General features: G+C 67.5%; 22 protein-coding genes. 5 read left to right on the top strand and 17 right to left on the bottom strand.

Annotation, left to right across the window (positions count from 1 at the left end):
• Positions 1-73: 73 nt before the first annotated feature.
• Positions 74-505 (bottom strand): nuclear transport factor 2 family protein, encoded by a 432-nt coding sequence (locus ACRCUN_RS33100; protein ID WP_462145830.1) that lies wholly within the window; start codon positions 503-505, stop codon positions 74-76.
• Positions 506-537: 32 nt separating this feature from the next.
• Between ACRCUN_RS33100 and ACRCUN_RS33105 the strand changes: the two genes are divergently transcribed.
• The 3 genes from ACRCUN_RS33105 (at position 538) to ACRCUN_RS33115 (ending at position 4,037) form a co-directional block, all read left to right on the top strand.
• Positions 538-1,425 carry a D-alanyl-D-alanine carboxypeptidase family protein gene (locus ACRCUN_RS33105; protein WP_462145831.1) on the top strand — a complete coding sequence of 296 codons (888 nt, stop codon included), beginning with the start codon at positions 538-540 and terminating at the stop codon, positions 1,423-1,425.
• Between the two features lie 80 nt (positions 1,426-1,505).
• Complete coding sequence (locus tag ACRCUN_RS33110; protein ID WP_462145832.1) at positions 1,506-2,321, top strand: D-alanyl-D-alanine carboxypeptidase; 816 nt, start codon at positions 1,506-1,508, stop codon at positions 2,319-2,321.
• A 102-nt stretch (positions 2,322-2,423) separates the two neighbouring features.
• On the top strand, positions 2,424-4,037 hold the full coding sequence (locus tag ACRCUN_RS33115; protein ID WP_462145833.1) for a diflavin oxidoreductase: 1,614 nt from the start codon (positions 2,424-2,426) through the stop codon (positions 4,035-4,037).
• On the opposite strand, the gene ACRCUN_RS33120 is transcribed toward ACRCUN_RS33115, so the two are convergent.
• From ACRCUN_RS33120 to ACRCUN_RS33130, 3 genes are read right to left on the bottom strand one after another with little or no spacing between them, the layout of a single operon-like run.
• Positions 4,034-5,095 (bottom strand): amidohydrolase family protein, encoded by a 1,062-nt coding sequence (locus tag ACRCUN_RS33120; protein WP_462145834.1) that lies wholly within the window; start codon positions 5,093-5,095, stop codon positions 4,034-4,036. The two genes, ACRCUN_RS33115 and ACRCUN_RS33120, sit on opposite strands and share 4 nt — an antisense overlap.
• Positions 5,095-6,666 carry a signal recognition particle protein gene (gene ffh / locus ACRCUN_RS33125; RefSeq protein ID WP_462145835.1) on the bottom strand — a complete coding sequence of 524 codons (1,572 nt, stop codon included), beginning with the start codon at positions 6,664-6,666 and terminating at the stop codon, positions 5,095-5,097. Before ffh ends, ACRCUN_RS33120 begins: the two co-directional genes overlap by 1 nt.
• A gap of 44 nt (positions 6,667-6,710) precedes the next feature.
• A complete protein-coding gene (locus ACRCUN_RS33130) occupies positions 6,711-7,346 on the bottom strand; it encodes a TetR/AcrR family transcriptional regulator (protein ID WP_462145836.1) in 636 nt (211 codons plus the stop codon).
• An 85-nt stretch (positions 7,347-7,431) separates the two neighbouring features.
• Here ACRCUN_RS33130 and ACRCUN_RS33135 point away from each other — a divergent pair, with 85 nt between their 5' ends.
• The gene (locus ACRCUN_RS33135; protein ID WP_462145837.1) at positions 7,432-9,615 is read left to right on the top strand and encodes a molybdopterin-dependent oxidoreductase; all 2,184 of its coding nucleotides are present in this window, start codon (positions 7,432-7,434) and stop codon (positions 9,613-9,615) included.
• 6 nt (positions 9,616-9,621) lie between these two features.
• Here ACRCUN_RS33135 and ACRCUN_RS33140 read toward each other — a convergent pair whose 3' ends face one another.
• The 7 genes from ACRCUN_RS33140 to ACRCUN_RS33170 form a co-directional block, all read right to left on the bottom strand.
• Positions 9,622-12,147: a [protein-PII] uridylyltransferase gene (locus ACRCUN_RS33140; protein ID WP_462145838.1), complete on the bottom strand. Its 2,526-nt coding sequence runs from the start codon at positions 12,145-12,147 to the stop codon at positions 9,622-9,624.
• Between the two features lie 101 nt (positions 12,148-12,248).
• The gene (locus ACRCUN_RS33145) at positions 12,249-12,587 is read right to left on the bottom strand and encodes a P-II family nitrogen regulator (RefSeq protein ID WP_003881099.1); all 339 of its coding nucleotides are present in this window, start codon (positions 12,585-12,587) and stop codon (positions 12,249-12,251) included.
• A gap of 6 nt (positions 12,588-12,593) precedes the next feature.
• Positions 12,594-13,973 carry an ammonium transporter gene (locus ACRCUN_RS33150; RefSeq protein ID WP_462145839.1) on the bottom strand — a complete coding sequence of 460 codons (1,380 nt, stop codon included), beginning with the start codon at positions 13,971-13,973 and terminating at the stop codon, positions 12,594-12,596.
• 174 nt (positions 13,974-14,147) lie between these two features.
• Positions 14,148-15,515 carry a signal recognition particle-docking protein FtsY gene (gene ftsY / locus ACRCUN_RS33155; protein WP_462145856.1) on the bottom strand — a complete coding sequence of 456 codons (1,368 nt, stop codon included), beginning with the start codon at positions 15,513-15,515 and terminating at the stop codon, positions 14,148-14,150.
• 150 nt (positions 15,516-15,665) lie between these two features.
• Positions 15,666-19,253, bottom strand: coding sequence for a chromosome segregation protein SMC (smc, locus tag ACRCUN_RS33160; protein WP_462145840.1), 3,588 nt, complete (start codon positions 19,251-19,253; stop codon positions 15,666-15,668).
• Between the two features lie 26 nt (positions 19,254-19,279).
• Complete coding sequence (locus ACRCUN_RS33165; protein ID WP_462145841.1) at positions 19,280-19,576, bottom strand: acylphosphatase; 297 nt, start codon at positions 19,574-19,576, stop codon at positions 19,280-19,282.
• The gene (locus tag ACRCUN_RS33170) at positions 19,573-19,980 is read right to left on the bottom strand and encodes an OsmC family protein (RefSeq protein WP_462145842.1); all 408 of its coding nucleotides are present in this window, start codon (positions 19,978-19,980) and stop codon (positions 19,573-19,575) included. Before ACRCUN_RS33170 ends, ACRCUN_RS33165 begins: the two co-directional genes overlap by 4 nt.
• A 140-nt stretch (positions 19,981-20,120) precedes the next feature.
• On the opposite strand from ACRCUN_RS33170, the gene ACRCUN_RS33175 reads away from it, so the two are divergent.
• Positions 20,121-20,897 carry an Rv0361 family membrane protein gene (locus ACRCUN_RS33175; protein ID WP_462145843.1) on the top strand — a complete coding sequence of 259 codons (777 nt, stop codon included), beginning with the start codon at positions 20,121-20,123 and terminating at the stop codon, positions 20,895-20,897.
• A 4-nt stretch (positions 20,898-20,901) separates the two neighbouring features.
• On the opposite strand, the gene mutM is transcribed toward ACRCUN_RS33175, so the two are convergent.
• The 6 genes from mutM to coaD form a co-directional block, all read right to left on the bottom strand.
• The gene (mutM, locus tag ACRCUN_RS33180) at positions 20,902-21,759 is read right to left on the bottom strand and encodes a bifunctional DNA-formamidopyrimidine glycosylase/DNA-(apurinic or apyrimidinic site) lyase (RefSeq protein ID WP_462145844.1); all 858 of its coding nucleotides are present in this window, start codon (positions 21,757-21,759) and stop codon (positions 20,902-20,904) included.
• Positions 21,752-22,444 carry a ribonuclease III gene (rnc, locus tag ACRCUN_RS33185; protein ID WP_462145845.1) on the bottom strand — a complete coding sequence of 231 codons (693 nt, stop codon included), beginning with the start codon at positions 22,442-22,444 and terminating at the stop codon, positions 21,752-21,754. Before rnc ends, mutM begins: the two co-directional genes overlap by 8 nt.
• On the bottom strand, positions 22,441-23,031 hold the full coding sequence (locus tag ACRCUN_RS33190; RefSeq protein WP_462145846.1) for a YceD family protein: 591 nt from the start codon (positions 23,029-23,031) through the stop codon (positions 22,441-22,443). Before ACRCUN_RS33190 ends, rnc begins: the two co-directional genes overlap by 4 nt.
• A gap of 58 nt (positions 23,032-23,089) precedes the next feature.
• Positions 23,090-23,827: a cell division protein SepIVA gene (sepIVA, locus tag ACRCUN_RS33195; RefSeq protein ID WP_462145847.1), complete on the bottom strand. Its 738-nt coding sequence runs from the start codon at positions 23,825-23,827 to the stop codon at positions 23,090-23,092.
• A gap of 187 nt (positions 23,828-24,014) precedes the next feature.
• Positions 24,015-24,581 carry a hemerythrin domain-containing protein gene (locus ACRCUN_RS33200; protein WP_462145848.1) on the bottom strand — a complete coding sequence of 189 codons (567 nt, stop codon included), beginning with the start codon at positions 24,579-24,581 and terminating at the stop codon, positions 24,015-24,017.
• A gap of 84 nt (positions 24,582-24,665) precedes the next feature.
• Positions 24,666-25,142: a pantetheine-phosphate adenylyltransferase gene (gene coaD, locus ACRCUN_RS33205; protein ID WP_462145849.1), complete on the bottom strand. Its 477-nt coding sequence runs from the start codon at positions 25,140-25,142 to the stop codon at positions 24,666-24,668.
• Positions 25,143-25,156 lie beyond the last annotated feature (14 nt).

Here is a 25,156-nt window from a genome sequence, read left to right on the forward strand (position 1 = left end):
CGCGCGACAGACAGCCGTTCATTGTGCCAGAGCAGGCGCGGCAGCCCAAAATCGCGGCTGATCGGCGTAATCGTCAGATCACGCGGTCGAAGCACTTCGTCTCGACGCGCCTGCTCATGCGCCAGCCGTCGGCGGTGCGGACGAACTCGTCCTCGTACCAGAGCCCGCAGAACAGCACCTGCTGAGCCTCACCGCCCAGAACCATCGGGTTGAAGCAGATGGTGCGCGACGACGCGGTGTCGCCAGCCGGATCGTATGTGATCTTCACGTCGAAATTCCCGAGCATGTGGGCATAGGCCGGGAAGTTCGGCAGGACCTCGGCCAGCCACGCCTTGACCTCTGGATAGTGGCCGTCGATGCCGCCCATCGCGCGGTAGTCGATGTAGGCGTCGGCGGTGAACACCGCGTCCAGATCATCGAATTGCCGCCGGTCGATCGCCGTGGAGTAGTCCACCAGGAGTTGCTGAATCTCCAGTCGATCCGAAATCTCAGCCAGGCTCAACATGCCTCGATTCAACACGATTACGCTGTCCCGCCATGGGGAGGATCGTCTGCGCGCTCGTCGTGTCCATCACCGCCGTGTTCACCGCTCTGACGACGGTCGCGACGCCGGTCGCGGGCGCCGACATCGACGTACAGCAGGTTGGCTCGGTCCCCATTCCGGAAGGACCGGCGCAGGCCTGGATCGTGGCCGACATGGACACGGGCCAGGTACTGGCCGGACGCAACGAGAACGTCCGCTACGCACCCGCGAGCACGATCAAGACCCTGCTGGCCCAGGTGGTGCTCGACGAGGTTCCGCTGGACGCGACGATCGTCGCCGACGAGTCCGACACGCGAGTCGAGTGCAACTGCGCCGGCGTCGCGCCCGGGCGTACCTACACCGCGCGCCAGCTGCTCGAGGCCGCGCTCCTGGCCTCCGGCAACGACGCCGCGAACACTCTGGCGCGCATGCTGGGCGGTCCGGAAGCCGCGGTCGCGAAGATGAACGCCAAGGCCGCGGCGCTGGGTGCCCACGGAACGAACGTGGTGACGCCGTCCGGACTGGACGGGCCCGGCATGCCGTTCTGGTCGACGCCCCACGATCTCGCGGTGATCTTCCGCGCAGCGATGGCCAACCCCGTCTTCGCGCAGATCACCGCCATGCCCACGACGGTGTTTCCGTCCAAGACCGGTGAGCGGGTCCTGGTCAACCAGGACGAGCTGCTGCATCGCTACCCGGGCGCCATCGGCGGCAAGACCGGATTCACCGACATCGCCCGCAAGACATTCGTCGGCGCGGCTCAGCGCGACGGGCGTCGTCTGGTCGTTTCCCTGATGTACGGGCTGGTCAAAGAGGGTGGGCCGACGTATTGGGACCAGGCCGCCACACTTCTGGACTGGGGGTTCGCACAAGACCGATCGGCAAGCATCGGTGCGCTGTAACGAAGCCAAGCCGGTGTCGAGACCGTACGGAAACCTGATCGCGCGCTGAACGAGTCCTGAGCTCCGTAGCCTCGGCGCTCGTGCGAAGACTGTTCGCGGCGGCCGCGCTTGCCCTCGGGACGATCGTGGCGGCGCCCGCTGCGGCAGCGCAGCCCACCGTGGAACCGGCGGGCGCACAAGCGATCGCGGACGGCCCGGCGAAGGCGTGGCTCGTCGCCGACCTCGATACCGGCCGTGTGCTCGCATCGAAAGACCCGTACGGCTCGTACGCGCCGGCCAGCACGATCAAACCGCTGCTCGCGATGGTCGTGCTCGACCACCTCCGACCAGATAACTTCGCGCGCGCCAACGCATCTCACACCAAGGTCGAGTGCTCATGCGTCGGGCTCCAGCCGGGCCGGCCCTACACCACGCGCCAACTGCTCGAGGCGCTGCTCATGGTGTCGGGCAACGACGCGGCGAACATGCTGGCCGACATGCTGGGCGGGCAGCGCGTCACCGTCGCGGCGATGAACCGCAAGGCTGCCGGCGTGGGCGCCCGCAAAACCCGTGCGTCCTCCCCCTCTGGCCTCGACGGACCCGGATGGGAGTCGATCACCACACCGCACGACCTGGCCGTGATCTTCCGGGCCGCGCTGAAATATCCGCTGATCGCCCACATCATGCGGCAGACATCGGCCCAGTTTCCCGGCAAGACCATCACCAACCAGAACGAGCTGATGACCCGCTATCCCGGCGACATCGGCGGCAAGACCGGCTACACCAATCTGGCCCGCAAGACCTATGTCGGTGCCGCCCAACGGGGTAACCGCCGCCTGGTGGTCGTTCAGATGTACGGCACCGGCGATCTTTACGGCCAGGCGATGAACCTGTTCGACTTCGGTTTCGGTCAGTAGGCCCGCCCTGGAAGGGAGCGCCCCGCAACCGGCCCCGCCAAAGTAAGGTCACCCTAAATTCAGCGCCCGTCCAATCCGCGGCGCGCGATTGAGGGGAGCCATGTGACCGAGCACCGCGACTTCTCGCTGATCGTCGCCTTCGGCACCGATATGGGCAACGCCGAAGATGCCGCGATGACGTTCTGCGAGGCCGCAGCCGCTACCCTCGGTATCGAGGCCGAGGCACGCGAGCTCAATCAGATCGAACTCGCCGAGCTGCAACAGGCCACGCATTTCGTCGTGGTGACCTCGACGTTCGGCGACGGCGAATTCCCCGACAACGCCACCCTGTTCTGGGAGGCGATCAGCGCTGACACCGACCGCCTCGAGCATCTGAGCTTCGCGGTGCTCGCACTCGGCGACAGCTCATACGAATTATTCTGCAACGCAGGCAAATTGCTCGATGAACGGCTCGAGGCGCTGGGCGCCGCACGCATGTTGGAGCGCGTCGACGTCGACGGCTTCTACGAACAACCGGCCAAGGCGTGGACGACCGACCTCGTCAAACTTCTGGCTGCCGAGCACGCCGCGCCGGCCGACGTCACGACCGTCGCCGAGCCGACCGAGCGCACCGAACAGCCGAGCCGGGACCGCCATCATCACCCGGTCGACGCCCGGCTGAGCGTCAACCGGCTACTCACCGCGTCGGCGTCCGACAAAGAGGTCCGCCACTACGAGGTCGAGCTCCCGAGCGGATTCGCCTATCACGCAGGCGATTCGATCGCCGTGCACGCGACCAACGATCCAAACCTCGTCGAAGCGATTCTGACCGAGCTCGGCGTCGGCCAGGATCACACGGTCGCCGACCACGATCAACCGATCGGTGTCCTGCTCACCGAGCACCTGGAAATCCGAACCCCGTCGCGGGCGCTGCAGGCGCTGGTGGCATCGCGCACCCGCAATCCGCGCGTGGCAGCGGCGCTCGGCGCCGACGCGTCGGCCGGCGAAGGTTCGTGGCTGTACGGCAAGGACGTCCTCGATCTCATCCGGCTGGCCACGCTGTCCGTGGACGAGTTCATGGACACCTTGCGTCCGCTGCAGTTCCGCGACTACTCGATCGCGTCGAGCCCCCTCGTCCACCCCGACCACGTCCATCTGACCGTGGCCACCGTGCGCTACACCAATGACGATCGCCGACACGGCGGCGTGGCCTCGACGTTCCTGGCGGAGCGGTGCGAGAGCCTGCGGGTGCACCTTCGCCCGAACCACAACTTCCGGCTGCCCGGCGCCGACGTGCCGATCATCATGATCGGCCCCGGCACCGGTATCGCGCCGTTTCGCGCATTCCTGCAGGAGCGCCGGGCCACCCAGGCGGCGGGCCGGTCATGGCTGTTCTTCGGCGACCGCCGCCGCGCCACCGACTTCCTCTACGGCGACGAGCTGGATGACTTCGTCTCATCGGGGACCCTGACCCGGCTTGACCTCGCGTTCTCGCGCGACCAGGACGCGAAAGTCTATGTGCAGCACCGCATGTTGGAGAACGCGGACGAACTCTACGGCTGGTTGGAGGATGGCGCCCACGTCTACGTGTGCGGCGATGCCGACCGAATGGCCAAGGACGTCGATGCGGCGCTGCACGCCATCGTGGCCCGATCCGGCGGGATGGACGCCGACGCCGCGCACGCCTATGTCAACGACCTCATCAAGACGCACCGCTACGTGCGGGACGTGTATTAGCGGTACACCTTGCCGCGCAGGATCACCAGGTCGGGGTTGTCGACTCCGACCACCCGCGGATCCTCGGCGAAACACAGCAGGTCGGCGGACGCGCCGTGCTCCAGTGCGGGCCGGCCGAGCCAGGCCCGTGCATCCCAGCACGCCGCGCCGAGCGCGTCGGTGGGGCTCAGCCCCACCTTCTTGAGTGCCCCGATCTCGTCGCCGATCCGGCCGTGCGCGATCATCCCGCCCGCGTCGGTTCCGGCGAAGATCGGCACCCCGGCCTCGTGTGCCGCGCCGACGCGTTGATGGCACGACGCGTACAGGTCGCGCATGTGCTTGGCATAGGTGGGGTATTTGGCGGCTTTGTCGGCGATGCCAGGGAAGTTCTCGATGTTGATCAACGTCGGCACCAGCGCGGTGCCCTGCGCCAGCATCAATTCGATGATGTCGTCGGTGATGCCGGTGCCGTGCTCGATGCAGTCGATGCCCGCGTTGATCAGGCCGGGCAGGGCGTCCTCTCCGAAGACGTGGGCCGTGACCCGGGCGCCCTCGGCGTGTGCGGCGTCGATCGCAGCCTTGAGGATGTCATCCGACCACAGCGGCGCGAGATCGCCGATCCCCCGGTCGATCCAGTCGCCGACGAGTTTCACCCAGCCGTCGCCCCACCGGGCCTGCTCGGCCACGGCCTCCGGCAGCTGCGACTCGTCCTCGATGTCGATCGGCAACCCCGGCATGTAGCGCTTGGGCCGTGCCAGATGCCGTCCGGCGCGGATGATGCGCGGCAGGTCGTCACGATCGTCGAAGCTGCGGGTGTCGACCGGGGATCCGGCGTCGCGCAGCAGCAGCGCACCGGCGTCGCGCTCGGTTTCGGCCTGCGCGACGGCCTCGTCCGTCGACACCGCACCACCCGGCCCGAGGCCGACATGACAGTGCGCGTCGACGAGGCCCGGGATTATCCAGCCGCCGTCAAAAACCGTGTCTGCGTTGGCATTCGGCTCCGCCGACAGCAGCCCGTGGGCCACCCACCATTCGACGGGTTCACCATCGGGCAGGCCACGGCCCCGGATGTGGAGCACTAGTTCTTGGGGAACTTCAGCTTGGACAGGTCGAAGTCGGCGAGGCCGGGCGGCAGCTCGTCGAGCCCCTTCGGCATGTTCGACAGGTCGGGGAATCCGGCGGGCATACCGCCGGGCATACCCAGCGGATTGCGCGCCTTCGGCGGGGTCGGCCCCTTCCCCGACTTGCGGCCCTTCTTGCCTGCCTGCTTGTTCTTGCCCTTGGCCGCCTTGCGGGTCGCGCTCTTGCGCCCGAAGCCCATGCCCATCTGCCCGGCCATCGACGACATCATCTTGCGGGCCTCGAAGAACCGGTCGACTAGCTGATTGACCTCCGACACCGTGACACCGGAGCCATTGGCGATACGCAGGCGACGCGAGGCGTTGATGATCTTCGGGTCGGCGCGCTCGGCGGGCGTCATACCGCGGATGATGGCCTGCACGCGGTCCAGTTGCTTGTCGTCGACGGCCGCCAGCGCGTCCTTCATCTGGCCCGCGCCGGGCAGCATGCCGAGCAGATTGCCGATCGGACCCATCTTGCGGATCGCGAGCATCTGCTCGAGGAAGTCCTCGAGCGTGAGTTCGCCCGAGCCGATCTTGGCCGCGGCCTCCTCGGCCTTCTGCTGGTCGAAGACCTGTTCGGCCTGCTCGATCAGGGTGAGCACGTCGCCCATGCCCAGGATGCGGCTGGCCATGCGGTCAGGATGGAAGACGTCGAAGTCGTCGAGCTTCTCGCCCGCTGAGGCGAACAGGATCGGCACGCCGGTGACCTCGCGGACCGACAGCGCGGCGCCACCACGAGCGTCGCCGTCGAGTTTGGTCAGCACGACGCCCGTGAAGCCCACGCCCTCGCGGAACGCCTCGGCCGTGGCGACCGCGTCCTGACCGATCATCGCGTCGAGCACGAACAGCACTTCGTCGGGGTCGACGGCCTGGCGGATCGCGGCGGCCTGGCCCATCAGTTCTTCGTCGATGCCCAGCCGGCCGGCCGTGTCGACGATGACGACGTCGAAGTGCTTGGTCTTGGCCTCGGCCAGACCGGCCGCGGCCACCGCGACGGGGTCACCCTGCCCGGCATTCTCCAGCCCTTCCGGCGACGTTCCGGGATGGGGCGCGAAGACGGACACACCGGCCCGTTCGCCAACGATCTGCAGCTGGCTCACCGCGCCGGGGCGCTGCAGGTCACACGCCACCAGAAGGGGGGTGTGTCCTTGCCCTTTAAGCCATTTCGCGAGCTTGCCGGCCAGCGTGGTCTTACCCGCGCCTTGCAGACCCGCGAGCATGATCACGGTCGGCGGCGTCTTGGCGAAGGCCACCTGGCGGGTCTCGCCGCCGAGGATGCCGATGAGCTCCTCATTGACGATCTTGACGACCTGCTGGGCCGGATTCAGTGCCGCTGAGACCTCAGCGCCCTTCGCGCGGTCCTTGATGCGCGCCACGAACGCGCGCACCACGGGCAGCGAGACGTCGGCCTCCAGCAGCGCCAACCGGATCTCGCGGGTCGTGGCATCGATATCGGCGTCGGTCAACCGCCCCTTGCCACGCAGGCCCTGCAGGGCCCCGGTCAACCGGTCAGACAGGCTTTCAAACACGTGACCAGCCTAACGGTCGACGGGTCGGGCGAACGTCCGCCCACTCAACCCAGACGCTGCGGGGACCGGCTGCCGAGGGTCGCGCCGAAGAGCAGCGCGGTGAGTCTGTCGATGAGATGACCGCGATCGATGTCGATTTCTGAGGCCAGTACCGCGGCCAGCGCCTCCGACACGCCGCCGATGATGAAGTGCGCGGCGAGCCGCTCTTGGAGCACGTCGCCGTCGCCTGGACTTTCGCCACGGGCGAGATCGGCCAGGATGGCGGCGAACCGCTGCGCCCCGGCGCGGCGGCGCGGACCCACCGCCGGCGATGACGCGGACTCGATGAGCATGACCTGCCCCTTGCGCGGGTCGCCCAGCAGCAGATCGGTCAGCGCGGCGAGCGCGGCCCGGGTGCGGGCCGGCGGGTTGTCCGCTGCCTGCGCGATCGCGGCCAGACACGCCGTCTCGATCTCGTCGGCGATGCGCTCGAAGACCGCGATATGTAGATCCTCGATCGTCGGGAACGACTCGGCGAGATAGCGCGGCGCGAGACCGGCCGCGTCCGAAACGCCCCGCAGCGTGGTCGCCGCGATGCCCCTGGTGCCCATCAGCTGCAGGCCGGCGTCGAGAAAACGGTTGCGGCGCTCGGCAATCCGCTCCTCACCGGTGGCACCGCCATACCGTCGCGCTCCGCCCACACCCCAATCTTGACACACGCGTTGACAGATTGTTAGCGTCGTCACATCTATCAACGCTCGATGACAGATACGCCGAGAGGCTCACATGACCGCAATCGACGTCCCCCTGCACGACGAACGCGGCGCCCTCAGCGACGCCCCGAGCACGACGGTCGTCAGCCAGTGCACGCTCTGCGAAGCGCACTGCGGCATCCACGTCACGGTCGCCGACGGAAAGGTCAGCCGCATCGCGGGCAATCCCGACGACGTCTTCTCCAAGGGATACATCTGCCCCAAGGCGACCGCCATGGGCGGCCTGCATCACGACCCGGACAGATTGCGCACCCCGATGCGACGCGTCGGCGACACATTCGAACCGATCGGCTGGGAGGAAGCACTCACCGAGATCGGCGCCAGAATCCGCCGGATCCGCAAGGAGCACGGATTTCGTTCTCTCGGAATGTATCTCGGCAACCCGGCCGCGCACAGCTCGGGCGCCCTTTACGGATTCCTGCTGCGCACCGCACTGCTGACCCCGAACTTCTTCACCGCGTCCTCGATCGATCAGATGCCGCACGAGTATGCCGCGTGGAAAGTCTTCGGTTCCAACGTCCTGGTGCCGATCACCGACATCGACCGCACACACCGCCTGGTCATCCTCGGTGCCAATCCGGCGGTGTCCAACGGATCGCTGTCGATCATGCCCGGGGCCAAACGGCGCATCAAGGCGATCCGGGACCGCGGCGGCAAGGTCGTCGTGATCGACCCGCGGCGCACCGAGACCGCGCGGCTGGCCGATCAGCACGTGATGGTCCGGCCCGGCGGCGACGCCTACCTGCTGCTCGGCATGCTGCACGTGTTGATCGACGAAAACCTCTGTGACGCAAGAGCGGCCAGAGACACGGCCGGCTTCTCCGAACTCGCCGACCTGGTGGCCGACGCTACGCCGGAGGCGATGGCCGAGCGGGCCGGTGTCCGTGCCGACGACATCCGCGCACTGGCCCGCGAGCACGCGGCGGCCGAGTCGGCGGCGATCTACGCCAGGATCGGCATCTGCCAGCAGGAAACCGGGACCCTGGTCAGCTGGCTGGTGATGGCGATCAACGCCGTCACCGGCAATGTCGACCGGGCCGGCGGCACGATGTTCTCCACCCCGGTCGCCGACGTGCCGAGGCTCGCACGTCACATACCCGTCGGTCACGGGTTGTGGACGGACCGGTCGGGTCGGCACAAGGCTTTCCGGGCCGAACTGCCCGCCGTCATCATGGCGGACGAGATTCTCACCCCCGGCAAGGGGCAGATCCGCGGAATGATCACCTACGCCGGTAACCCGGTGTCCTCGATCCCGCAGAAAGGCCGTCTCGACCAAGCACTGTCAGAGCTGGAGCTGTACGTCGCGGTCGACATGTACGTCACCGAGACGACCCGTCACGCCGACTTCATCCTGCCGCCGGTGTCCCCGTTGGAACGCGAGGACGTCGGACTTCTGATCCCGATCTTCAGCGTGCACAACAACATTCGATATCAGCACCGCGCATTCGAGCCACCGGCCGACGCCAAGGAGGACTGGGAGATCCTGACCCGGCTTGCGATGGAGCTGCTGCCCTCCCCCATCCGGCAGTTGACGAGGCCGCTGCGCAACCGCCTGATCAAGCTCATCGATCCGCTGCGGCTGGCGTCGCTGGCCATCGCCACCGGACCGTATGGCCGAATCCGTCGCCGCCGCAACGGGATCACGATGAGCGATCTCAAGAACAGTCTGGGCGGTATCGACCTCGGGCCGCTGCGACCACGCTTGGGGAAAGTGATCGCTACGGCTGACCGGAAGATCCATCTGGCGCCCGAGGAGTTCGTCGCCGCCGCTCGTACCCTGCTCCACAAAGCGGCGTCGAACCCCGACCGGCGCTACGACCTCCAGCTGATCGGCCGCCGCCAGCTGCGCAGCAACAATTCCTGGCTGCACAACGTGCCAACCATGACCGGCGGCAACAACACCTGCACGGTGCTGATGCATCCCGATGACGCCGTCGCACGCGGTCTCGTGCAGGGCGACACCGTGACGGTCACCTCAGCGGTCGGCACGATCGAACTGCCGCTCGACATCAGCGATGACATCCGGGTCGGTACGGTCGCGGTTCCGCACGGATGGGGCCACCAGCGCACCGGATGGCGCCATGCCCGCACGCTGCCTGGCGCCAACGTGAACCTGCTACACGACCCGCAGCAGGTGGACGCCTTCACCGGCACGGCGGCCGTCAACGACACCTGGGTCGCGGTCACCGCTCGCTGACCAACCTCAACTCGCCTGTTCAGCCGGTTTGGCGGGCGCAGGCGTCGGCAGGACCGCGTACAGATCGCGTTCCAGATCCTCACGCGCCAGGCCGTCGGCGGTCGTGATCGCGAACGCGTCGACCACCGAGGATCCCAGCGTCGTGACCTTCGCCCACGCGATGTCGACGCCGTCGCGCTCGAACACCGCGGTGAGCCGCGCGAGCAGGCCGGCGCGGTCGATCGTGCGGATCTGCACGATGAGCTCCCCCGGCACACTGCCCTCCGACCACAGGATCCGCGGGCGCGCCGGCACGTGGTTGGCGGGCACCGCGGCAAGGATCTCCCCCGCGCGCGTGGTCGGATACTGGGCCGCGTCGCGTTCGCGCTTCTCCAGCGAGGCGATGACGTCGAGTTCGCCGTCGAGCGCGAGGATGAACTGCTGACGCAGCAGCTCGGCCGCCGGCGGCGCGCCGAAATGCGGTGACACCACATAGGTGTTGATCGCCGAACCCTCGTGGCTGTTCACCGAGGCCGAGTGCACCCGAAGGGAGTTCAGCGCCAGCACCCCGGCCGCCTTCGACAACAGCCCACGCCGGTCCGGCGCGATCATCGTGACGTTGTAGATGTGCGGGCCGTCGCCCTGGGTCAGCTCGACGTGGACGCCGACTTGGGCGGCCAGCTCGAGGAAGCGGGGGTCGACGGGGTCCGGCTGCGGCAGCGGCTCACCGGCCATCACCAGCCGGCACCGCCGCACGAGGTCGCCGATCAGCGAGGCCTTCCAGTCACCCCAGACACCCGGCCCGGTCGCCAGTGAATCGGCTTCGGCGAGTACGTCAAGCAGTTCCAGCAGCACCATGTCGCCGCCGAGCGCTTCGACGACACCGTCGATTGTCTTGGGGTCCTGCAGATCCCGCCTGGTCGCGGTTTCGGGCAACAGCAGGTGATAGCGCACCATCTTGGACAACACGTCGATGTCCGAGGGCCATAAACCGAGCCTGGTGCCGATCTGCGTGGCCAACTCGGCGCCGATGACGCTGTGGTCACCGCCACGGCCCTTGCCGATGTCGTGGCACAGCGCGCCGAGCAGAAGCAGATCGGGCCGCGACACGCGGGTGGTGAAAGCACTTGCCCGCGACACGGTTTCGACCAGATGACGATCGACGGTCCAGATGTGGACGACGTCGCGCGGCGGCAGATCACGCACCGCGCCCCACTCGGGAAACAACCGGCCCCACAGGCCGGTCCGGTCCAGCGCCTCGATCGTGGCAACCGCGGCCGGGCCCGCTGCCAGCAACACCAGCAGATCCTTGAGCGCCTGCCGCGGCCACGGCGTCCGCAGTTCGGGCGCGGTCTCGGCGAGCCTGCTGAGTGTCGACACCGCCATCGGCAGGCCCGAGGACGCCGAGGCCGCCGCAACCCGGAGGATCAACCCGGGGTCGCGCTCGGGCCGGGCATCACGCGCGAGGATCACCTCGCCGGCGTATTCGATGACGCCTTCGTCGAGCGGGCGGCGCACCGGGCGGCGCAGCGCGGCGAACCCGCGTCGCGGTAACGCGTTTGCGGCGGTTCGGATCCCGGAGTCGACGTAGTAGCTCACGGTGCGTGCGGCGTCGGAGAGCATGCGGGCCAGATCGAACCGGTCACCGATCCGCAGCGCCGCACCGATCTCGTCGGCGTGCTGGGCCAGCAGCAGCTCACGACCGCGCCCGGACACCCGGTGCAGTTCGGTGCGCACGTTCAGCAACGCCAGATGCGCGCCGCCGAGCGTGCCCGTCGGCGATGCCAGCGCCCGGCTCGGATAGACGTCGGCCAACTGTGCGATCGCCAGCGCGTTGAGAAGCTGAACGTCACGCAGACCGCCCCGCCCTGACTTCAGGTCCGGCTCGGCCCGGTGCGCGATCTGGCCACTGCGTTGCCACCGAGCCTGCGCATGTTCGACGAGTTCGTCGAAGCGCGAGGCGATTCCGATCCGCCACTGCCTGCGGGCACCTCCGACCAGAAGCGACGACAGGTCGGCGTCACCGGCGATGTGGCGGACGTCGAGCATCGCCAGGCCCACCGAGATGTCGTCACCGGCCACCTGCAACGCCTCGGGAACGGTGCGCACGCTGTGGTCGATGCGGATATTGGCGTCCCACAACGGATACCACAGCTTCTCGGCGATCTCGCTGACGGCATCGGTCGGCATGTTGTCGTGCAGCAGCATCAAATCCAGGTCGGAGTAAGGCAACATCTCGCCGCGGCCAAGACCCCCGGTGGCCACGATCGCGAAACCGCTCGTCGGCGTGACACCGATCTCGGTCGCCTTTGTGGTGAGCCAGAATTCGTGCAGATCGAGAAGCGCGTCGCGCAGGGCGGCCGAATCCAGTTGACGGCCGCCGGAAATCAATTGTTCGGACGCCGCCGCCAGGTCGGTCGCGGGCCGCGACGAGCCCGCCGGAGCCTCAGGTGAGACTCCGGGGGCTGCTCGCTCCTCGCGCAAGCGCTCGTCTGGGGCTGCTCGCTCCTCGCGCAAGCGCTCGTCGGCGGGTTCTGGTTTGTGCTCTGTCATTTCGCTTCCTCCCCCGGCCAACCACCGACTACCACTGACATTGCCCTTGGCCGGGAGACGCGGTCGACTACTCCGTCACGGAGTAGTCGACCGCTCCGCGACTACAGGGCGTCGGCGCCGCGCTCCCCCGTGCGGACGCGGACGACGGTGTCGACGGGGCTGACCCAGACCTTCCCGTCGCCGATCTTGCCGGTGCGTGCGGCCTGCACGATGACATCCACGACCTTGTCGACCGCGGAGTCGTCGACGACGACCTCGACCCGGACCTTCGGCACGAAGTCGACCGAGTACTCGGCGCCTCGATACACCTCGGTGTGACCCTTCTGGCGGCCGTAGCCTTGCACCTCGCTGACGGTCATCCCGAGAATGCCCGTCTGCTCAAGGCCGGTCTTGACATCCTCCAGCGTGAACGGCTTGACGATCGCAGTGATCAGCTTCATATTCCTTTATTCCTCCCCGCCGTGACGACCGATTACCGAGCTGCTGCCGACGGCCGCGAAGTCATAGCCGCTCTCCGCGTGCTCGGCTTCATCAGCACCTCGGGCCTCATCTTCGTCGCTAAGCCGCAGGCCAACCGTGTATTTCACGATCAGAGCCAAGATAGCCGTACCGATGGCACTGTAGAGCAGAACGGCCCCGGCACCGACGGCCTGGCGCCAAAGCTGGTCGACGCCGCCTCCATAGAACAACCCGGCGACACCGGCACCCGTCTCGGGGGCGGCCACCAGACCGACCAGCAGCGTTCCGACCAGACCACCGACGAGGTGGACGCCGACCACGTCGAGCGAGTCGTCATATCCCAGTTTGTATTTCAGGCCGACGGCGAGCGCGCACAACACACCCGCACAGACACCGATCACCAGGGCACCCAGCACGTTGACCGACGAGCACGACGGCGTGATGGCGACCAGGCCGGCCACGATGCCCGAGGCGGCACCGAGCGAGGTGGCCTTCCCGTCACGAATGCGCTCGGTGAGCAACCAGGCAAGCATCGCGGCTGCGGTGGCGATCGTTGTGGTCACGAATGTCGATCCGGCCAGACCACCCGACGCGGTCGCCGAGCCCGCATTGAATCCGTACCAACCGAACCACAGCAGGCCGGCACCCAGCATGACGAACGGCAGGTTGTGGGGCCGCATCGGCGAAGCCGGCCAGCCGCGACGCCGGCCGAGGATGACAGCGAGCACCAGACCGGCCACACCGGCGTTGATGTGCACCGCGGTGCCACCGGCGAAGTCGATGGCGGCCAGCTTGTTTGCGATCCAGCCACCCGTCTCGGCGGTACCGCCGTCGAACGAGAACACCCAGTGCGCGACCGGGAAGTAGACGACCGTCACCCACAGGGCCACGAACAACAGCCAGCCGCCGAACTTGATGCGGTCGGCGACGGCACCGGAGATCAGCGCGACGGTGATGATCGCGAACATGAGCTGGAACGCGACGAACACCGTGGCAGGCATGGTGAATACCAGAGGAATGTTGACCGCTTCGGCAGCCTCGACACCGGTGGCCGGATCGGCGATCACCTCTGCGGCGGCGTTACCGCCGATGAGGCCCTTGAGGCCGAAGAACTGGGTCGGGTCACCGAAGAGGTTGCCCACGTCGTTGCCGAAAGCCAGCGAGTAGCCGTACAGCACCCACAGCACTGTCACGACGCCCATGGCGCTGATGCTCATCATGATCATGTTGAGCACGCTCTTGGCACGCACCATGCCGCCGTAGAAGAACGCCAGGCCGGGTGTCATCAGAAGCACCAGGGCGGCGCTCACTAGCATCCACGCCGTATCACCGGTGTCCGGTATACCCATCGTCGGGAATTGGTCCACTCGCAGTTTCCTCCTTCACCACGCCACAGCCGCAAGGATTTACGACCATTGACCTGGTCCAAGACAATGCTGAGTGGATGTTTCGGCTAAGACGCCACCGCGTTTCGCTCGTGTGAACGGATAGCCGAGCTGCGTTTCACTGGTGTTACACCGCGCGTTTTCAGTGTCGCGGCGTCATCCGAGGAGCGCGTCGACGAATGCCGCGGGCTCGAATGGCGCCAGATCGTCGGGCCCTTCGCCGAGGCCGACGAGCTTGACCGGGACACCGAGTTCCTGTTGGACACGGAATACGATGCCGCCCTTGGCCGTGCCGTCGAGCTTGGTGAGCACCACGCCGGTGATGTCGACGACCTCGGCGAAAACCTTGGCCTGCGGCAGGCTGTTCTGACCGATCGTCGCGTCGAGAACGAGCAACACCTCGTCGACCGCGGCGCGCTTCTCGACCACCCGCTTGACCTTGCCGAGTTCGTCCATCAGGCCCGTCTTGGTGTGCAACCGGCCCGCCGTGTCGATCACGACGACGTCGGCGCCCTCGGAGATGCCTTCGTCCACGGCGTCGAAGGCGACCGAGGCGGGATCGGCGCCCTCGGGCCCGCGCACCACGTCCGCGCCGACCCTGGCCGCCCACGTCTGCAGCTGATCGGCGGCCGCCGCGCGGAACGTGTCGGCAGCGCCAAGCACAACGCGCCTGCCGTCGGCGACCAGGACCCGGGCCAGCTTTCCGACGGTGGTGGTCTTGCCCGTGCCGTTGACGCCGACCACCAGGAGCACCGACGGCTTGTCGGCGTGTGGCAGCGCCTTGATCGAGCGATCCAGATCCGGACGCAGCTCTGACATGAGCACTTCGCGCAGGACCGCGCGGGCATCGGCCTCGGTGCGCACACTCTTGCTTGCCATCTTGGCCCGCAGCGCCTCGACGACGGACTGGGTGACCACCGGTCCCAGATCGGCGATCAGCAGGGTGTCCTCGACCGCCTCCCACGAATCCTCGTCGAGATCGCCGCCGCCGAGCAGGCCGAGCATGCTGCGGCCGAGGGCGTTCTGGGACTTGGAGAGCCTGCCGCGCAGCCGGTCCAACCGGCCTTCTGGCGGCGCGATCTCTTCGATGACGCTGGGCGCAGCCTCGGCGACCGGCGCCTCGGTCTGAGCGGGCGGCGCCGGTTCGGCCGGCGCCTCGGCAGGAGCCAGCGGCTCGGTGGGTACGGGCGGGGCTTCGGGCTCGGCGGGCGGCGCAGGCGGCGCGACAGGAGCGTCAGGCAGCTGCACGTCGGCGATGGGCCGCTTGGGCGCATCACGCGGAATGGTCGCGTCGTCGCCGACGGCGGGCAGCCCGCTGGTGTCGATGCGTTCGACGGTCGGGGTCGCCGACTGACTGAAGGTGATGCCCGACGAGGCGGTGTAGCCCCCGGAGCGGTCGATCGTCTTCGGGGCCTCGCGTTCGGACAAGCTGATCCGCCGACGGCGGTAGCGCACCAGCCCGACAATCAGCGCAGTCACCAACAGAACGGCGACGACCGCGATCGCGATCCAGATTCCTATCAACGCACCTTCAGTCACGCTGTCATTGTCTCAGGGCCGCTGATCGACCACGGCACGCCCATCGTGCGTAGCGTCATGGCGAAAGAACGCGCCGGAAATCGCCACCACGCTACTTTCGACGCCGCCACGCTACTTTCGAAGTGGAAGCTGGCCCTAGCTCGGATTCGAGACCAGTTCCTGGCCGCGCATGCGCTGCGAGATCACCGTCGTGATGCCGTCACCGCGCATGGTCACGCCATAGAGCGCGTCGGCGACCTCCATGGTCGGCTTCTGGTGGGTGATGACAATCAGCTGTGACCGCTCCCGCAGCTGTTCGAACAGGCTGATGAGGCGACGCAGGTTGACGTCGTCGAGCGCGGCCTCGACCTCGTCCATGACGTAGAACGGCGACGGGCGGGCGCGGAATATCGCGACGAGCATCGCCACCGCGGTCAACGACTTCTCGCCGCCGGACAGCAGCGAGAGCCGCTTGATCTTCTTGCCCGGCGGCCGGGCCTCCACCTCGATGCCGGTCGTGAGCATGTCGCTGGGATCGGTCAGTAGCAGCCGGCCTTCACCGCCGGGGAACAGCGTCGAGAAGACTTGCTCGAACTCGCGCTCCACATCGGCATACGCCTCGGCGAACACCTGCAGGATGCGGGCGTCGACCTCCGCGATCACATCGAGCAGATCGGTCCGGGCGGCTTTGACGTCTTCGAGTTGGGTGGACAGGAAGTTGTACCGCTCTTCCAGAGCGGCGAACTCTTCGAGCGCGAGCGGGTTCACCCGTCCGAGTTCGGCCAGTTCCCGTTCGGCCCGTTTGGCGCGGCGCTCCTGCGTGGGCCGGTCGAACGGCATGGGTGCGGGTGCGGTGACCTGCTCGCCGCGCTCGCGGGCCTGTTCGTACTCGGCCATCTCGAGCTCGGTCGGGGGCAGCGGCACCTGCGGCCCGTATTCGGCGATCAGATCTGCGGCGGGCATCCCGAACTGCTCCAGCACCTGGGCTTCGAGCTGCTCGATGCGCAGCGACGCTTGGGCTTTGGCCATCTCGTCGCGGTGCAGCGCGTCGGTGAGGGCATTGATGCGCGAGCCGAGCTGCGTCGACTCCTCCCGGGCCTTGGCCAGCGCGGCGACCCGCACCTGGCGTTCGGTGGCGAGCTCGTCGCGCGTGCGTGCGGCCACCGCCACGACGGCGCTCAACCGTTGCGCCACCAGGCGGCCCGACTCCGCGACCGCAGCACCCACGCGTGCGGCATGCTCGCGCGCCTCACGGGCCCGCTGCGCCCGCAGGCGCGCCTCGCGTTCAGCCGCGGCCGCCCGCCGTAACGAATCCGCCCGTCCCCGAACGGCATTCGCACGCTCCTCGGCGGTACGCACCGACAGCCGGGCCTCGACCTCGACTGAGCGAGCCGCCTCGGCGGCGGCCACCGACTCCTGCCGGTCGACCGGTTCCGCTTCGAAGAGCGGCGCCTGCTCGGCATTGCGCAGCCGGTTTTCGAGTTCGACGAGTTCCTCGACGGTCTTGGTGCGGCCGACCTCGAGCTCGTCGCGCTGTTTGATCAGGCGCTGCCACTCGTCCTCGGCTCCGCGCGCGTCATGGCCGAGCCGGCCCAGCTGTTCGTAGATCGCCGAAATCGCCGCATCGGATTCGTTGAGCGCGGCCAGCGCCTGTTCGGCGGCATCCTGCCGGGCCGATTGTTCGGCGAGTGCGCCCGCCAACGCCGCGGCCAACTCGCCGGTCTGCCTCTCGGCGGCCTCCAGTTCGGCACGGGCCTTGTCGATTTCGGATGCGATCTCAAGCGTGCTCGGCTTCCGGTCGGAACCACCGCTGACCCAGCCGGCACCCACCAGGTCCCCCTCGGTGGTCACCGCGCGCAGCTCGGGGCGCGTCGACACCAGGTGCAGACCGGCAGGCATATCGCGTACGACCGCGACACCGGCCAACATCGCGGACACCGCACCGCGCAACCGATCCGGCACCGAGACGAGTTCGGTGGCCCAGATCGCACCGTCCGGCAGCGGGACCGCGGGCGACGGTCCATCGGTCCGCCAGTCACCCAGCACGATGGCAGCGCGGCCGCCGTCGGACTCCTTCAGCGCGGCAACGGCCGAGGCGGCCGCACCGAAGTTCTCCGCGGCCAGCGCGTCGGCGGCCGCACCAAGCACCGCAGCGACCGCAACTTCGTAACCCGCGCGCACCTTGAGGAAATCGCCGATGGTTCCGAAAAGCCCTGCGCCGGTGTGGTTTTTCTGCAGCCACGCAGCGCCGTCCCTGCGGTCCAGGCCGACCGAGAGCGCCTCGATGCGGGCCCGCAACGACGCGACCTGGCGCTCGGCGGCCCGCTCGGCCGCCTGAAGTTCGGCGACCCGCTCGTCGGCGAGCCGCAACGCTGCCACCGTGCGGTCATGGTGCTCGTCCAGACCCACCTCGCCGGCATCGAGCTCGCCGACCCGGCCCTGCACAGTCTCGAATTCCGCTTGTGCCTGTTGGGATTTGGCGGCGGCCTCTTCGATGCTGACCGAAAGCCGCAACACACCCTCGTCGATGGACTCGACGCGGGTACGCATGGTGTCGACCTGACCGGCGAGCCGCGCCAGCCCCTCGCGCCGGTCGGCCTCGGCGCGCGCGGCGGCCAGGTGCGCCCGCTCGGCCTCGGCCGCCACCCGTTCCCGCTCGGCCAGCTCGGCGCGCGCGGTCTCCAGCGCGATGCGTGATTCCTCCAGTTCACCGAGCAGCTCCATCTCGAGCTCGGCGACCTCGTCGGCCTCGGCCTCGAGCGCGTCGGGATCCCGCCCGCTCGACACCTCGGGTTCGGCATCGAGCAGTTGCGCCCGGTCGGTGGCGATGCGCACCGTCGCGCTCACCCGTTCCGCGAGTGCCGACGCTCGAAACCAGGTCTGTTGCGCGGCCTCGGCACGCGCCGTCAGCTCGGCAACCGCACTCTCGTGGGCTTCGAGCTCCGCCGTCGCGGTCTGCAGCCGCGCGGTGACCTCCTCGTGCTCGCGCCGCAGCATGGTCTCGGCCTGATTGGTGTTGTGGAACTCGACCTGCCGTCTCACCAGGTCGTCGGCGGCCAGCCGCAGCCGTGCGTCGCGCAGATCGGCCTGGATGGTCTGGGCTCGGCGGGCCATCTCGGCCTGCCGGCCGAGCGGCTTGAGCTGGCGGCGCAGTTCGGTGGTCAGGTCGGTGAGCCGGGCCAGGTTGGCCTGCATTGAGTCGAGCTTGCGGACCGCCTTTTCCTTGCGCTTGCGGTGCTTGAGTACGCCGGCGGCCTCTTCGATGAAGGCCCGCCGGTCCTCGGGCCGCGACTCCAGGATCTCGGAGAGCTTGCCCTGACCGACGATGACGTGCATTTCGCGGCCGATGCCCGAGTCGCTCAGCAGCTCCTGCACATCCATCAACCGGCAGCTGCTGCCGTTGATCTCGTATTCGCCTGCCCCGTCGCGGAACATCCGGCGGGTGATCGACACCTCGGAGTACTCGATCGGCAGCGCGTTGTCCGAGTTGTCGATGGTCAGCGTCACCTCGGCGCGACCCAGGGGCGCGCGGGACGACGTCCCGGCGAAGATGACGTCCTCCATTTTTCCACCGCGCAGTGTCTTGGCGCCCTGCTCGCCCATGACCCAGGTCAGGGCGTCGACGACGTTGGATTTACCCGACCCGTTGGGGCCGACGACGCAGGTGATTCCGGGCTCGAAACGCAGAGTCGTCGGCGAGGCGAAGGACTTGAAGCCCTTCAGCGTCAGACTCTTGAGGTGCACGGGGTCAAACCCTACCGCCGAGCCGGCTACCGTTCGCTAAACCCCGCCATCGGGGCGTCGGGTTCGGACCAATCGGCGACGACCTTGTCGACCGAACCTGGCGTTTTACCGCTCTGCAGCAGGTCGAGCAGACGCTCGCACGCGTCGCGCGGACCCTGGGCCACCACGTGCACGCGGCCGTCCGGCCGGTTCGAGGCAAACCCGGTCAGCCCGAGTTCAAGCGCGCGCGACCTCGTCCACCACCGGAACCCGACGCCCTGGACATGTCCATGCACCCAGGCGCTGAGCCGCACCTCGGGGTTCGCGGGTTCCGGTCCCGTCATGTGGGAGTGACCTCGAACTTGACCTCGGTGCCCGATTTGAGCGTGCGTCCCACCGTGCACACCTGGTCGATGGCACGTTCGACGACAGTGAGCAGCCTGGCCACCTCGGCCTCGGAAAGTCCCGACAGGTCGATCTCGAGCTTCTCCTCGAGCAACGGATAACGCTCCTGTTCCCGGTCGGCCGGACCGGATACCCGGATCGTGGCCGGATAGTCGTCGCCGAGGCGGCGGCGCAGCGGCTGGTCGCTGGACATCCCGCTGCATGCCGCGAGCGCGATCTTCATGAGCTCGCCCGGGGTGAAGACGCCCTCCACGTCCTCACTGCCGACGAGCACCTCGGCGCCCCGCGAGCTGTGCCCGGTATAGCGGCGCACGCCCGTGCGCTCAACCCAGAGTTCGGTCATGGGGTATTTCTACACTCCGCGGCGAGCCGGTATTCCCGCAGCAAGTTCCCCACAACGCGGCTCCGACGCGCGGTTTCTCGCCCGCCCCGGGCCCGCGTGCTGGGGATAGACTGGCGTACCGCCATCCGTCAAGGAGCACAGTGACTTACCCGCCGAACAATCCGCCCGCCTCGCCGCCGCCCGGCCCCGACGGCCCGTGGCAGCCGCAGCAGCAACCACCGTCGTACGGCGAGCCGCAGTACGGTGCGCCTGAATACGGGGCCCCTGCGCAGCCGCCATATGCCGCACCGCAGTACGGGGCGCCCGGGCAGCCCTACGGGCAGCAGTTCGGCGGACCGCAACAGCAGTACGGGCAGTCGTACGGCGCGCCTCAGCAGCCTTATGGCGCCCCGCAGCAGCCTTATGGCGCGCCTCAGCAGCCTTATGGTTACGGCGCGCCGCAGCCGGGCTATCCGTATCCGCAGCCGCAGCCGTCGGGCGGCAATCGCAAGGGCCTGATCATCGGCGGTGTGGCGGCTGCGGTCGTGGCGCTCGTGGTGATCGTCGGCGTCGTGATCGCGATGATGATGCCGTCCAGCGACGAGCGGGCCATCGGGCAGTTGCTGAAGGACGTCGGCGCTACCGACGACTTCTCGGCCGCGCTCGAACAGTACTTCTGCTCGGGCGATCAGGAGCTGTTCAACTTCTCCGTTCTGGAAGACCTCGGCATCGAACCGCCCGACATCAACAGTCTTCCGATGGAAAAGCCGGACGAGTCCGCGACGATCGGCGACATCACGGTCGACGGCGACACCGCCACCGCCAAGGTCGAAAGCGAGAGCGGTTCGGGGACAATGCATTTCCGCAAAGAAAGCGGTGACTGGAAGATCTGCATGACCGATTCGCCCAATCTCGCCGACATCGCGGGATTGCCCTGACCGGCTACCGCGTCATCACCCGCGGACGGGGTTGGCACTTCGGGCAGTAGAACGACGACCGGTTCATGAACTTCTCGCGGCGTATCGCCGCACCGCAGCGGCTACACGGTTCGCCTTCGCGACCGTAGGCGTCCAGTGACCGGTCGAAGTAACCGGATTCGCCGTTGACGTTGACATACAGCGAATCGAACGACGTGCCACCCTGCCCGAGGGCTTCCCGCATGACTTCCGCGGCGGCGTCGAGCAATTCCCCGAGGCGCCGGCGCGGAAGGGGCGCCGCGATCCTGGCCCCGTTGATTTTCGACCGCCAGAGCGCCTCGTCGGCGTAGATGTTGCCGATACCCGACACCACGGTCTGGTCGAGCAGTTGCCGCTTGATCTCGGAATGCTTGTGGCGCAACACCGTAACGACGCCTTCTCGATCGAAGAGGGGGTCGAGCGGATCCCTGGCGAGGTGTGCCACCGGCTGGGGTACGTCGGTGCCGTCCACCGTGACCATATCGGCCAGTTGCCAGCCGCCGAACGTGCGCTGATCGACGAAACTCAGCGCGGTGCCGTCGTCGAGCATCGCGGCGATCCGCAGATGCCGGTCGTCGCGGACGGGGCCGAGCAGCATCTGGCCGCTCATACCGAGATGCACCACAAGCGCTTCGGTTTCGTCGAGCGTCAACCAGAGATACTTCCCGCGGCGGCCGGTACCGGTGATGTGTGCGTCCAGCAGTCTGGCGGTCAGGTCCGCAGGCCCGGCCTCATGCCGGCGTACCGCGCGTGGATGATGCACTCGCACAGCGGTGATCGTCCGACCTGCGACATGCTCTTGCAGACCCCGCCGGACGACCTCTACCTCTGGCAGCTCAGGCATCGTCGAGCGCATGCCAGGCGTTGGCGGCCGCCTTGAGCTCGGCCTCCTTCTTCGTCCGCCCGACGCCCCTGCCGTACTCGACGGAGCCGACCACCACGGTCGCCGAGAACTCCTTGTCGTGATCCGGACCAGTCGACGTCACCACGTAGGTCGGGGCGCCGAGGCCGCGGGCCGCGGTCAACTCCTGCAGACTGCTCTTCCAGTCCAGCCCGGCCCCCAGCGTGGGCGCGGTGTCGAGCAACTCACCGAACAGCCGCAGGATGACTTCGCGGGCGACGTCCAGGCCGTGCTCCAAATAGATTGCGCCGAGGAGAGATTCGACACCGTCGGCCAGAATGCTCGATTTGTCGGCGCCGCCCGAGTTCTCCTCGCCTTTGCCGAGGAACAGGTGCGCGCCGAGCCCGCCCTCACTGAGCCCGCGCCCGACATCGGCCAGCGCCTGAGTGTTGACGATGCTGGCGCGCAACTTGGCCAGGTCGCCCTCGGATCTGTCGGGGTGGCGGTGGTAGAGCTCCTCGGTGATCGTCAGCCCGAGGACCGCATCGCCCAGGAACTCCAGACGCTCGTTGGTGGGCAGACCACCGTTCTCATAGGAATAGCTGCGATGGGTCAGCGCGATGGTAAGCAGCTCGTCGGGCAGCGCAACCCCCAGCGCCGCCAGCAGCGCCGCGTGCGAATCCGTCACTCGCCGCTCCCGCGGGGGTCCTCTTCAGTGGGTCGCATCGCGGCGAGCTTCGCCCACCGCGGATCGATCCGTTCGTGGTGATGCCCCGGTTCGGCGTCGGCCAGCGCGATGCCGCATTCCGAACACAGCCCAGCGCAGTCGGGACGGCACAGGGGCGCGAACGGCAGAGCCAACCCCACCGCGTCGACGATCGCCTGCTCGAGATCGACCGTGTCATCCACCACGCGCCCGACCTCGTCGGACTCAGTGGTCTCATCGGTCGCACTGTCGGGGTAGGCGAACAACTCGGTGAGATCGATCTCGACGTCTCCGGTGATCGGGGTCAGGCACCGCGAACACTCGCCGACCGTCGGCGCCGATACCGTCCCGGTGACCAGCACGCCCTCCGACACCGATTCCAGCCGAAGGTCGAGATCGATCGGGGCGCCTGCCTCGATTCCGATCAGTTCCAGACCGATTCGCGCGGGGCTGGGCACCGTCTCTCGGTACGTCAGCATCGACCCCGGCCGCCGGCCCAGTCGGGAAACACCGATCACCAGCGGCGATCGTGACTCGCGGTGCCTTCCCGCGCTCGCATGCGTCGCCATGCAGCAATCCTACGGCGACGCTTCAGCGAACGACGACTCGTTATGGCTGACGGAGCCGTCAGCGCGTCGCGTAGTCGTGCGTTCCGGCTGCAGTACGTAGCTGATGGCGGCCACGGCCCACCGAGCGCAGTGTTCCGTTGAGGAACTCCTCGAACTCAGCAAGTTTGCTGTCAACATAGATGTCGCATTCACCCCGCAACCGGTCGGCCTCGGCGTGCGCAGCGTCGATCACACGGGTGGCCTCGGCGTTGGCGGTGGCGACGATCTCGGTTTGGGACACCAGCCGCTGCTGTTCCTTGATGCCCTCCTGGATCGCCTTCTCGTACGAGATGTTGCCGTTCTCGATGAGCCGGTCGGCTTCCGCCTTCGCGCGACCAGTGCTCGCCTCATATTCACGCTTTGCTGCGGCCGTCATGCGGGCCGCTTCTTCCCGCGCTTCGACCACCATGCGCTCGCTGTGCTGGCGCGCCTCGGCAACCATCCGGTCAGCCTGCGCCTTGGCATCAGCCAGCAACCGATCGGCTTCGGCTCTGGCGTGGTTGATCATGCCGTCGGCGTCGGCGTTGACCTTCGACATCACCGACTCGGAATGCTCTTTGGCTTCCCGCAGCAGCGAATCGCGCGCGTCGAGCACGTCCTGTGCGTCGTCGAGTTCGCCGGGGATGGCGTCCTTGATGTCGTCGATGAGCTCGAGCACGTCACCACGGGGTACCACACAGCCCGCGGTCATCGGCACGCCGCGCGCTTCTTCGACGATCGCGCCGAGCTCGTCGAGCGCTTCAAAAACTCGGTACACGGCAAAACCCTCCAGGCGTCGTTGTTAGTGACTAGTGTGCCTGGTGTTACGCCTGTGACTGTGGAGCACTGGCGGTGTGTCGCTCGCACTGCCACACCCAGCACATTCGTCTTGCCGCCATTATGGCAAGGGAAAATACACGTCGTCGCCCCGCCGGACTGCCCGGCGGGGCGACGACGGCCGGGAGTCAGCGCAGCGCGGCACCGATCAGATCGCGGGCGCGGTCGAGCATCGACGCGAACGGCCCGATGGCGAAGTTCGCGGCAGCCGACTCCACACCGGCGTGTGGCCGCGTCGGCGCGATGGCTTCAGCCGCCTGAACGGCCTTCGCCATGCGCTCAAGGTCATCGGAGTCGAGCTTGCGCTGGAGCTTGTTGAACTCCTCGTGCTCTTCGTGCTCGGCGTGATCGATCACGGCCTCACGGAACTTCGTGAGCTCGGTGATGAACTCCTTGGAACCGATGTCCATGCTTTCCAGCTTGGACAACTGCTCCTTGGCGGCGTGCTCCTCGTGGAGCCGGGCCTCGACGATCTCTTCGCCGTCGGCAACCTCGCGACGGACCCGCGGGTGCACCACCATTTCCTCGGCGGTTTCGTGCACCGCCAGCAGCTGACGCAGTTCGACGAATGCCTTCTCGCGGGCCTCGTCGCTCGAGGCGGAGAACACCTCTTCGAACAGATCCTTGATCAGATTGTGTTGGTCGCGGAGAAACTTGACGACGTCGTCGGTCGATTGGACGAATGTCTTGGGCACGGTGAACACCTCCGTGAATCGGGCTGGACGAGTGGGCGCTATGGGCTGTGCGCCAACCGCTGATTACCCGTTTATCGGAGCCCGCTAACCGTTCAGTTTGGCCTGCAACCGGACGTTGACCGGCTCGGGCAGCAGCGCCGAAACGTCGCCGCCGAGTGAGGCAACCTCCTTGGCGAGCGAGGACGACACGAACGAGTACTGCGGTGTGGTGGCCACGAAGAAGGTGTCCACGCCTGCCACATGTTTGTTCATCTGGGCCATCTGCAGCTCGTATTCGAAGTCGGTGCCCGTGCGCAGACCTTTGACGATCGCGGTCAACCCACGCGACTTCACGAAGTCGACCACCAGGCCCTCCCCGGATTCCACCCGGAGGTTCGGCAGATGGGCGGTCGACTCGACGATCATCGTCATGCGCTCGTCGAGGTCGAACATGCCTTTCTTGTTGGGGTTCACCAGAACCGCCACCACAACCTCGTCGAATTGCGCGGCAGCGCGTTCGAATATGTCGATATGACCGAGGGTCACCGGGTCGAAGGATCCTGGGCACACCGCGCCGCTCATGGGTGACGACGGTA

Source organism: Mycobacterium venezuelense, from assembly GCF_054919535.1.